General features: G+C 65.0%; 11 protein-coding genes and 3 pseudogenes. 7 read left to right on the forward strand and 7 right to left on the reverse strand.

Annotation, left to right across the window (positions count from 1 at the left end; all coding sequences use genetic code 11):
- Window positions 1–85: 85 nt before the first annotated feature.
- The 5 genes and pseudogenes from E3T28_RS00125 to E3T28_RS00145 all read right to left on the reverse strand — a co-directional run.
- Window positions 86–319 (reverse strand): annotated as a pseudogene (locus E3T28_RS00125) (transposase); the annotation flags it as partial.
- Between the two features lie 578 nt (window positions 320–897).
- Window positions 898–1,215, reverse strand: a complete 318-nt coding sequence (locus E3T28_RS00130) for a DMT family transporter (RefSeq protein ID WP_134426735.1) — start codon at window positions 1,213–1,215, stop codon at window positions 898–900.
- Window positions 1,215–1,568, reverse strand: coding sequence for a DMT family transporter (locus E3T28_RS00135; protein WP_134426737.1), 354 nt, complete (start codon window positions 1,566–1,568; stop codon window positions 1,215–1,217). The genes E3T28_RS00130 and E3T28_RS00135 overlap by 1 nt, the downstream gene beginning before the upstream one ends.
- A 219-nt stretch (window positions 1,569–1,787) precedes the next feature.
- Window positions 1,788–2,417 (reverse strand): isochorismatase family protein, encoded by a 630-nt coding sequence (locus E3T28_RS00140; protein WP_134426739.1) that lies wholly within the window; start codon window positions 2,415–2,417, stop codon window positions 1,788–1,790.
- 56 nt (window positions 2,418–2,473) lie between these two features.
- Entirely contained in the window at window positions 2,474–3,568 is a 1,095-nt protein-coding gene (locus tag E3T28_RS00145) for an LLM class flavin-dependent oxidoreductase (RefSeq protein ID WP_134426741.1), read from the reverse strand.
- An 89-nt stretch (window positions 3,569–3,657) separates the two neighbouring features.
- Here E3T28_RS00145 and E3T28_RS00150 point away from each other — a divergent pair, with 89 nt between their 5' ends.
- The 7 genes and pseudogenes from E3T28_RS00150 (at window position 3,658) to E3T28_RS00170 (ending at window position 7,475) form a co-directional block, all read left to right on the forward strand.
- A complete protein-coding gene (locus tag E3T28_RS00150; RefSeq protein WP_241979089.1) occupies window positions 3,658–4,254 on the forward strand; it encodes a CGNR zinc finger domain-containing protein in 597 nt (198 codons plus the stop codon).
- 118 nt (window positions 4,255–4,372) lie between these two features.
- Window positions 4,373–4,942: pseudogene (locus E3T28_RS00155) on the forward strand (recombinase family protein); the annotation flags it as partial.
- 153 nt (window positions 4,943–5,095) lie between these two features.
- Window positions 5,096–5,749: a sensor histidine kinase gene (locus tag E3T28_RS16680; protein ID WP_277613347.1), complete on the forward strand. Its 654-nt coding sequence runs from the start codon at window positions 5,096–5,098 to the stop codon at window positions 5,747–5,749.
- A gap of 5 nt (window positions 5,750–5,754) precedes the next feature.
- Window positions 5,755–5,889, forward strand: coding sequence for a hypothetical protein (locus E3T28_RS17505; protein WP_255575819.1), 135 nt, complete (start codon window positions 5,755–5,757; stop codon window positions 5,887–5,889).
- Window positions 5,886–6,564 (forward strand): annotated as a pseudogene (locus tag E3T28_RS00160) (response regulator transcription factor). The gene E3T28_RS17505 and the pseudogene E3T28_RS00160 overlap by 4 nt, the downstream one beginning before the upstream one ends.
- A 108-nt stretch (window positions 6,565–6,672) precedes the next feature.
- Window positions 6,673–6,882 carry a DUF6463 family protein gene (locus E3T28_RS00165; protein ID WP_134426745.1) on the forward strand — a complete coding sequence of 70 codons (210 nt, stop codon included), beginning with the start codon at window positions 6,673–6,675 and terminating at the stop codon, window positions 6,880–6,882.
- Window positions 6,879–7,475, forward strand: coding sequence for a DUF2867 domain-containing protein (locus tag E3T28_RS00170; protein ID WP_134426746.1), 597 nt, complete (start codon window positions 6,879–6,881; stop codon window positions 7,473–7,475). The genes E3T28_RS00165 and E3T28_RS00170 overlap by 4 nt, the downstream gene beginning before the upstream one ends.
- A gap of 257 nt (window positions 7,476–7,732) precedes the next feature.
- Here E3T28_RS00170 and E3T28_RS00175 read toward each other — a convergent pair whose 3' ends face one another.
- Together E3T28_RS00175 and E3T28_RS00180 are read right to left on the reverse strand one after the other, a co-directional pair.
- The gene (locus E3T28_RS00175) at window positions 7,733–7,951 is read right to left on the reverse strand and encodes a DUF4118 domain-containing protein (protein ID WP_166786875.1); all 219 of its coding nucleotides are present in this window, start codon (window positions 7,949–7,951) and stop codon (window positions 7,733–7,735) included.
- Complete coding sequence (locus tag E3T28_RS00180) at window positions 7,951–8,190, reverse strand: hypothetical protein (protein ID WP_134426750.1); 240 nt, start codon at window positions 8,188–8,190, stop codon at window positions 7,951–7,953. The genes E3T28_RS00175 and E3T28_RS00180 overlap by 1 nt, the downstream gene beginning before the upstream one ends.
- Window positions 8,191–8,654: the final 464 nt, after the last annotated feature.

Raw genomic sequence — 8,654 nt, forward strand, 5'->3', positions numbered from 1 at the left:
ACTGCTCGAGCAGCAACCCCAACCAGGCGCGAACTAAACCAAAAAGACCAACCCGAGGGGTCAAAATTCAATCGACGATAGAGGGTCAGTTTTTACCCGACGTTGACAGTCGGTGGCCGCCGAGGCTGAGCATGGCGAGGGCGATGAGGGCGTCAGGTGAAGTGAAGCCGAACGCGATGCGGGTCAGGAGTCGGATCTTGGTGTTCATGGATTCGATACGGCCGTTGGAGAGACTGTGTTCGATCGAGGCGAGGATCGCAACACGGTGTTTGACGATGCTTCGTTGGAGCCTCACGAACGCGGGGATGCGGGATCGCCGGCGAGGACGTCAAAGAGACAATCGACGAAAACCCCGCACGGGTCGCTCTCGTCACCGACGCCGTCCTCAGCCACCTCCTCGAAACCTTCAGCATCGAGGACAGGGCGTGGGCCAACTTCACAACGCAAGCGACCCAATCTGGCGAGCCCCTGCAGATCAAGACCAAAGCGGACACCACCAACCCTGCCTGACCACGCACCAACGCAGGAACCATTCCGAAAATCAGCAACTCATGCCAAGGCGAACGGTGAATCCCCCTTGAGGTGCGGCGCAACCGCCACAAAGCCATCACAAAACACCGCCACTTACCGACCAACTTCATAGATTCTTGAATTAACTGCCTCATCTGTCTCATGGACGGTCGTTCATGAAAGTTGCCAGCGGGTTCCCGCCTGTCGATGAACTTGTGTCAGCGTGGTGGCGTGAACGCATCGCAGAAAGAGATTGACAGCGCCCTGAGCAAGAGCGGAAACGGGTCCAGAGCGCGTTGGGTTGAATAGAGCTATCGAGGCCATATCGCATGTTGTGGATTAGGCCACCGCAGTTGTCATCGTTCGCTAGGGGTTGGCCGGGCGTGGTCAGTGGGGTGCGCCGAGTTCGATGAGGAGGACGCCTCCGATGATGAAGATGATGCCGAGGCTCATGAGCCGGGTGAGGGGATCCTTGAACAGGAATCGGGACAGGATGGCGGTGAGGGCGACGCCGGCTGCGGCCCAAATGCCGTAAGCGATGCCGACGGGCATTCCTTGGGCGAGTGCGAGTCCGAGCATGCTGAAGGAAACCAGGTATCCGATCGCGACTGCCGTGTACCAGCGCCTGTTGTCGATGGCGAGGCGGAGGCTGATGGTGCCGGAGACCTCGAACAGGATGGCGCCTACGAGGAGGAGGTAGGCCATCAGACGGTCGCTGGCTTCTTGTGGGCTGCTTGAGCTCCGAGTTCAACGCAGAGGACGCCGGCGATGATGACGATGATGCCGACGGCCATGAGAGTGGTGATCGGTTCTCCGAAGATCAGGAGAGAGCCAACGGCGGTGAGTACGACGCCGCTCGCTCCCCAAATTCCGTATGCGACCCAGAGGGCCATGCCCGTGCGGAGTATCGCGGCGAGCAGGACGAATCCGCTGAGGTAGCCGATGACAACGACGACGTAGAGGGCGGGGTGCTCGAGGGCGCCCTTGAGAGCGAGTGAGGCTGTCACTTCAACCAGGACGGCGGGAATCAGAAGTAGCCAGGCTTTGGGGTTGGTCATGATCGGATTCTTTGTAGGTTGAGCTTCTGGACGGCCTGTGTCTCACCCAAGCTGATCACCGCCATCGAGACGTCGGCACGGTTCGGAAGTGGGCACGTTGGCGATTGTTCGCCGGCGGGCCCGCCCCCAGCGCGGCGGGATCTGCGCGGCTGGTAGCGGACCACGCCAGAGATGGTCCGGGGGTGTTGCGGGTGGGATGGAAGGACCGCTTCCTGTTTTTTAGCGGGTGCTGCGGCCTTGAGCGGCGGAGGTGACCAGGTCGCTCTTGGTCAGCGTCGCGCTTGTACGGAGTGCGGTGGCCCAGATCGCGGTGTCGGTGACGGCGGCCCAGTTCGAGTGCAGTAACGCCATGAGGGTTTCGTGGACCTGGCGTGCGGGTGCGGTACCGGCCTCGTTAGCGAGGTCGATTGCCCCCGTCGCGTCCGCGAGTACTTCGACGGCGAAGCCGAGGGGCTCGGCAGCTGCAGCGGAGGCGACCACGCAGTTGTTGGTCATGTAGCCGGCGAGCGTAATCGTGTCGATGTTCTGCTCGCGCAACCAGACTTCAAGGTCCGTGTCGGCGAAGATGCTGGAAAACCGCTTGCTGATGCGCTTAGCTGCGGCGTTCTCATAGGCGGCTACCGTGGGGTGGTTCTGCCAGGTCGGTGCTCCGTAGGCGAATACGGGGGCGTCCGCCGGGAGCTCGTGCTGGACGAGCACCACAGGCGTGTCGGTTTGCTGGGCCGCGTCGAGCGCGGTTTGGATGCTGGCGATGGAGTCGCCGCGGGCCGGGAATTGAATGGGGAGCAGTCCGTCGAAGTATTCCTGTTGGGCGTCGATGACGATGAGAGCTCGGCGTGGTGTGGACATGGGGTTCTCCTTCAGGGAGGGTTGGTCGTGGATGTGTGGAATGCGGGGTGTGGGTTCTACTGCGCGGCGGCCGCGAGCGATGTTTCTAGGTGGGGCATTGCGTAGTGATTGGCGATCAGGCTGATTCCTTCCTGGTCGAGCGATGCAGAGTGACCGCCAACGACGAGCATCACCTCATCGGCGCCGGTGCGCTCCTGTAGGGCTTCGATACGAGCGGCGACCGTATCGGGCGTGCCGTGGAGACTGCGGTCGGTATAGGCGTCGAGAATATGGCGCTCCTGCACCGTGGCTTGGTAGGCCTCGACCTCGTCCGGGGGCAGCAGCAGGTAACCTTCGCCCTTGAACATGCGCAGCATCGCCATTGCCGACGTTGCCGACTGCCGCTTGGCCTCGATCGGGTCGTTGCTGATTGCCACGGGCACGCTGATAAGGGTGTGTGGCTCGGCGAGCACGTCGGAGGGCTGGAAGCTTTTACGGTAGACGCGAATGGCCGTGTCGACGTCGGCGTCGCCGAACTGCAGCGCAAACGCATAGGGTCGACCGAGCTGCCCGGCCAGTTGAGCCGAGTACGGTGAGGAGCCCAGCACCCACATCTGCGGCGTCCTCGAAGGTGCGGTCACCCGGTTTTCCTTCGCTTGCCAAGGGCCCGGTACCGCGTGGACCTGTCGATACGGATGCCCGGACGGGAAGTCATCGGCCAGGAACCCGAGCAGTTCCAGTATTTGCTGTGGAAATCCGTCATTGGCGTCCGCTCCCCGGCGCAACGCGGCGGCAGTGGCCCCGTCAGTGCCTGGAGCTCGACCGAGGCCGAGATCGATCCGGCCCGGGGCCAGCGCCTCCAACATTCCGAATTGCTCGGCGATCAGCAACGGGGAATGGTTAGGCAGCATCACCCCTCCAGCTCCAAGACGGATGCGCATCGTTTCTGCGATGAGGCGGGCGATCATCAACGGAGGCGAAGACACAGAGGTCGCTCCCATCCCGTGATGCTCAGACATCCAGAACCTATGAAAGCCGCGTTGATCTGCGGTCCGCGCAAGCGAGATCGTGCCCTCGAGCCTCTCCTCAGCGGTGATCCCGACGCCGGTGCCGCCAGCGGACAGAACAGACAGGGCGAACGCCGCCGCGCCAGATGGACGACCCAACCTCACAGCAACTCCTCATGGGAAAAAGCTCTTTTTGACATGATGTGAGCCTAGCATCTGTCTCATGTTTAAAAGACACTGATAACATGATAACCATGTCAGAAACACCGCTCGCCGCCGCGCCGGGCGCCCAGGAACATCCGAGCCTCGCCTTGGTCAATAGCGCAGGTGACGCTGCGGGCGGCAAAGGCTACGACGAAATGAGCACTCCAGAGGCCGCCGAGGCGTGGCTGATGGCACGTGATCTCATCGGACCCGAAGCTGTCCTGCACGAATATTGCCGAGGCCGGCTCGTGGCGCTGCGCGCGGATCTGCGCGATCTCTTCACCGCTCACACCACCGGAGACGTCCCCACGACGTCCGCGGTACACGCTCTGAACACCGCCCTAACCTGTGTTCCCGGCGCTCTGCTGTTGCGGTTCGACCCACAGGCGGGATTCATCCGTCGCGCGGACCACCCGGTGACTCAGGTCGTAGAACACGTCATGGCCATGATTGCCGATGATGCCGCCTCGCTACTCAGTGGCGACCAAGCCTCGCAGCTCGCGTCCTGCGAAGCAACCTCCTGCCAACGGTTCTTCGTCCGCACCCACGCCCGACGACAATGGTGCTCAACCCGGTGCGGCGACCGGGTCCGCGCCGCGCGCGCCTACTCACGTAAACGCTCAAGCCACAGCACGCAGGTTGTGTGACACACCGCGACAAGGCCGCGGCATTCCGGACCTCCGCTCGTGACACTTTTGGACACGGATGGTCCTACGGAAGCAGATCATCGGCCATAAAGCATTGCAATAATCGTGCCATTTATGGCTGCGACTCACAGGCTACGCGCGCGTGTCCACGCGACAGCAGTCCACCGACCGGCAACAGATCGACATCCTCTCCGCTGGCGTCCGGCGTGACGACCTCTACGTCGACCACGGCATCTCCGGCGCGCAAGCGTCACGGCCCCAGTTCGACCGGACGCTCGACGCACTCCACGACGGCGACACTCTCGTCATCACGACGCTGGAACGGCTGGGCCGATCGACGCAGAACATGCTGGCTTTCGCCGAGGAGCTCCGCGGTCGCGGCGCCGGCCTTCGCGTACTCAACCTGAGCGGCGGCGATGTCGATACTGCGACACCGATGGGGTCCATGCTGTTCACGATCATGGCTGCACTCGGACAGATAGAACACGAAATCAAACGAGAACGTGTGATCGACTCCATCAACAAACGCCGCAAAGCCGGCAAGGATCTCGGTGGGCGCCCGCGGATCATCACCGACAGCCAAATCCGTAATGCGCGTCGACTCAGCGACGGTGGAGAGCCAGTGACAACGGTTGACCGCGATCTTGGAATGACTCGAGCAACGTTCTATCGCCGAGCGCGGGCATTGGACCTCGCCGGAGAGTCATCTGAGGCGTCGACCACTAGAAACCGCCCTCCCTTCACCGGGTATTTTCTCGGACGGGACTTACGGGACGACCCCTCTCATGGCATCGCCATTTCACCGCGGATGGAAGGGGCTCTCCCCGTAACGACACGAGGGATGGACAAGGGAACCCCCGGCACGCAACGCCACCAAAGGTGGGCTACGGCTGTTCAAAAATGCTTGCCGCCATCGGTCAAAACCACTGCCGCGAACGGTCAGTCAGATATTCCGACTCCGGTCAGTTTAGAGTTGCCGCTTACACAGGAGCGCGCACGCATCGCTCGGGAGATGCACGACATCGTGGCCCACTCGCTGGCCGTGATCGTGACCCAGGCTCAGAGCGGGGAGCTGGTCGCGGGGAAGTCGCCGGAGCGTGCGGCCACCGTACTGGGCACGATTGCCGCAACCGGCCGGGTCGCGCTGGCCGACATGCGGCGGCTGCTCGGCATGCTTCGGGCGGAGGGCTCGGAGTCGAGCGGCTCAGGTCCGCAGCCGTCTCTCGCCGACCTGCCGCAGTTGCTGAACCGGGTCCGCGCCACGGGCTTGACCGTGCGTCGCACCGACGAGGGGACTGCGAGACCGGTGGGGTCGGCCGTCGAGCTGACGCCGTTCCGGCTGGTGCAGGAGAGCCTGACGAACACGCTGCGCCACGCTGGGCCCGGCGCCCGCGCCGACCTGCGCCTGGCCTGGAATGCGCGCGAGCTGATCGTGACCGTCAGTGACAACGGGGTGGCGCGGTGGCACCCGGCAATGCCTCCGGGCACGGGATGATTGGCATGCGGGAACGGGTCGCGGTGCTCGACGGTACGCTCGCCGCCGGCCCGAAGCCCGGCGGCGGCTTCGAGGTGCGCACGGTGTTGCCCACGTCCGGCATCGCGGCCACCGGGGAGGCGAACGGGAAGTGGCGATGATCCGGGTTTTCATTGTGGACGACCAGGCCCTGGTCCGGGCCGGCCTGGCGATGGTGCTCGAGTCGCAGGAGGACATGGCCGTAGCCGGCGAGGCCGGTGACGGCGCGCAGGCCCTGGACCGGTTGGCGGGTAGCGCCGTGGACGTGGTGCTGATGGACATCCGGATGCCCGTGCTGGATGGGGTGGAGGCGACCCGGCAGTTGACCGTGCGACCGGCGGCGCCGAAGGTGCTGGTGCTGACGACGTTCGATCTGGACGAGTACGCGTTCGCCGCGCTACGCGCCGGCGCGAGCGGGTTCCTGCTCAAGGACGCCCTCGCTGGGGAGCTGTGTGCGGCGATCCGCACCGTGTATCGGGGCGAGGCGGTGCTTGCCCCGCCGACCACCCGGCGCCTGGTCGACCGCATGCTGGCCGACTGCCCGGTACCCGAGCCCGGTACCCGAGCCCGGCCCCGACCCGCTCGCCCCGCTGACCGCACGGGAGCGCGAGGTGCTGCTGGCGATGGCGCGCGGGGAGTCCAACGCGGAGATCGCCGGCACACTGTACCTGTCCGAGGCCACCGTCAAGACCCATGTCGGGCGGGTGCTGGCGAAGCTGGGGCTGCGCGACGGGGTCCAGGCGGTGATCTGGGCCTACGAGCGGCGCCTGATCCGCCCCGGCCATCCGCCGCGGTAGCCGTCATCCTCGAGGATGACCTGAAGCCCGCGAAATCCGGCTCTGGTAGCAGATGCCGACGACCCGCGAGCGACGCGCTGCACTGCCCGACGCTGATACGATCAAGGCATGACCAACGCCTCGACCCTGACCCGCTGGGTTCCCCGCCGGACCGGCCGAATCCCCGCCCTGGTGGGCTGGTGGACCCTCGGGCTCGCCGTGCCGTCGCTGGTGCTCCTGCCCACCTCCCCCTTCTGGCTGGTCCTGGCCCTCGGAACCCTCGCGCTCGTCGCCGCCCGGCGCGACGACCAGGCGGCGGTCGAGCTGCCGACGTCATGAGGATCCCGCAGACCGCGCACACCTCACGGCCCTGGCGGATCCACGAGATCGCCCACGACTTCCGCCTGGAGGACGTGTGGGCGTTACCGACACCTGGTGGCCCTGGCGACTTTTCGCGGCTGATACGGCAAATCGCTACGCTCGACGAGTCGACCCTCCGGTCCCCGGCCGCCCGCGCCCTCTTCGCGATCCGCCACCAGGTCGGGACACTCCTCGGCTGGGACAACCGGGACTCCGGAATCGGCACCCGGGTGCCGACACTGCGAGACCGGCTGCCAGCCGACCTGCGCGACGCGCCGACCGGCCCGAGGTTTGAAAACCTCTCCTTCACCCCGGTCTACTTGACCGACCACGAGTGGGTCGGGGAGTTGGCCAACCAGACCGTACACGCGGTCCTGCACCTGAGTTGGGTCCCCGACGGCGCCGGCGGGCACCGCGGCCAGATGGCGGTGCTGGTGAAGCCGAACGGGCTCTTCGGGACGATCTACATGGCCGCGATCGCACCGTTTCGCCACCTCGTCGTGTACCCGGAGCTGATGCGGTCCATCGGACAGCGCTGGCGCGACGACCCCGCGCGGCCGGATCAGACCTGACCGCCGACTTGACGGCGTCCTCGCAGGCGTCGAACTGCCCGTAGCGGCGGACGAGCGCGCCAAGCGTGCATGTGGCCTTCCAGGAAGGACGTCCAAGCCGGCGGAGGCGAAGATGCGGTGCACGCTTGACTAGGACGGAGTGAACTGGCCCCACTAGGACGGGGTGGATTCGAGGCGATCCGTGGGGATGCCCGGCGTGAGGGGCTGTCGATCCGGCAGCCGGCCGTCCGTCATCAGGTGCACCGGCGCACGGTCCGTCAGGCGCTGAGGCGCCAGCGCCGCCGCCTCGCAAGGTCCCGGTGGGTCGGGCGCAGCCGGAAGAACAGGTTCGCCAGCACGAACGACACCACAGCGCCCAGCACCGCCGGCAACGTGCCCCCGACGACCGCGATCACCACCACCGCCAACAGGTACAGCAGCAGCAGCAGAGACGCCAGCGCCAGCGTGCCCCGCACCTCGACCAGCAGCACCGTCATCAGCGGCAGACGCCGTAGTCGTACTGGAGCCACAGACCCGGCTCAGGGGTCCAGGGCGGGTGCACGCGCATGTTGCGGGCCCGGTATTTCGACTTCAATTCAACCAGCGTGGTCCGTGTTGTTCGCTCGCACCCGGTGAACCCCAGAGCCAGGAGCTTCTCATGCACGACGTCGCCGCGGATCTTCCCGCGGGACTGCTCCACCCAGGAGGCCATCTGCGGCAGGAACGGGTCGGTCATCCGGCCGCGTTGTGCCGGGCCGCCGGCGCCTGCGCGCCGTCCTGACGGGCCTTCACATACGATCGCACCGTGTTGTGCCATACACCGCAGATCTTCGCGGCATCCCGTTACGACCGGGTCAAATCATTTGCAGCTAAAATTTCCATGAACACTCCTGGAGACTTCACAATAAGCCCCTTCCTTCCCACAACGGGTGAAATACAGACGATTGGCATCGCCATTTCACCGCGGAAGGATGGGGCTCTCCCCGTAACGACACGAGGGATGGACAAGGGAACCCCCGGCACGCAACGCCACCAAAGGGGGGCTACGGCTGTTCAAAAATGCTTGCCGCCATCGGTCAAAACCACTGCCGGGTTGCGTCCAATAGCGTGGTGTAACCCCCGGCCCTGATGGGCGTGTTGCACCGATGTGAGGCGGCCACCGCGTGATTCTTGGAAAGACCGATCAAGTCTTTTCCGAAG

This window comes from Cryobacterium sinapicolor (assembly GCF_004403465.1).
Taxonomy (GTDB): Bacteria; Actinomycetota; Actinomycetes; order Actinomycetales; family Microbacteriaceae; genus Cryobacterium; species Cryobacterium sinapicolor.

Excerpts from the sequence above, each read along its gene's own strand:
- E3T28_RS00130 (WP_134426735.1), bottom strand. The coding sequence starts at position 1,215 with ATGGCCTACCTCCTCCTCGTAGGCGCCATCCTGTTCGAGGTCTCCGGC.
- E3T28_RS00135 (WP_134426737.1), bottom strand. The coding sequence starts at position 1,568 with ATGACCAACCCCAAAGCCTGGCTACTTCTGATTCCCGCCGTCCTGGTT.
- E3T28_RS00140 (WP_134426739.1), bottom strand. The coding sequence starts at position 2,417 with ATGTCCACACCACGCCGAGCTCTCATCGTCATCGACGCCCAACAGGAA.
- E3T28_RS00150 (WP_241979089.1), top strand. The coding sequence starts at position 3,658 with ATGTCAGAAACACCGCTCGCCGCCGCGCCGGGCGCCCAGGAACATCCG.
- E3T28_RS16680 (WP_277613347.1), top strand. The coding sequence starts at position 5,096 with ATGGACAAGGGAACCCCCGGCACGCAACGCCACCAAAGGTGGGCTACG.
- E3T28_RS17505 (WP_255575819.1), top strand. The coding sequence starts at position 5,755 with ATGCGGGAACGGGTCGCGGTGCTCGACGGTACGCTCGCCGCCGGCCCG.
- E3T28_RS00165 (WP_134426745.1), top strand. The coding sequence starts at position 6,673 with ATGACCAACGCCTCGACCCTGACCCGCTGGGTTCCCCGCCGGACCGGC.
- E3T28_RS00170 (WP_134426746.1), top strand. The coding sequence starts at position 6,879 with ATGAGGATCCCGCAGACCGCGCACACCTCACGGCCCTGGCGGATCCAC.
- E3T28_RS00175 (WP_166786875.1), bottom strand. The coding sequence starts at position 7,951 with ATGACGGTGCTGCTGGTCGAGGTGCGGGGCACGCTGGCGCTGGCGTCT.
- E3T28_RS00180 (WP_134426750.1), bottom strand. The coding sequence starts at position 8,190 with ATGACCGACCCGTTCCTGCCGCAGATGGCCTCCTGGGTGGAGCAGTCC.